1 pseudogene is annotated in these 237 nt (G+C 70.0%); it reads right to left on the bottom strand.

The features are described from left to right. Positions 1-209 (bottom strand): annotated as a pseudogene (locus AC0IY1_RS25580) (hypothetical protein); the annotation flags it as partial. Between the last annotated feature and the right edge of the window lie 28 nt (positions 210-237).

The following is a 237-nucleotide window of genomic DNA, read 5'->3' as shown; positions in this document are numbered from 1 at the left end:
CCGAACACTTGCCCGACGCGGTTCAGGAACGCGACCATCTCCTTCCGGGGGGTCGGCTGGTTCACGCCGAAGAGGGCGGCGCTGGCCTCCGCCTCGGTGCGCCGCGTTCCGGGGTCCTCGAAGGGCGCCGGCAGGCGGGTTCGAATGAGGTCCGGCGTTCCGGCCGACGTCGGTGCGGACGATTGCCGCACCAGGGTCAGAGCCGTCACCCCAGGACGCGTGGATAAGATCACTTCG

It is taken from the genome of Methylobacterium sp. AC690 (assembly GCF_979256535.1).
The sequence above is the reverse complement of the archived record's forward strand: the minus strand, read 5'-3'. Positions and strand labels throughout refer to the sequence as shown.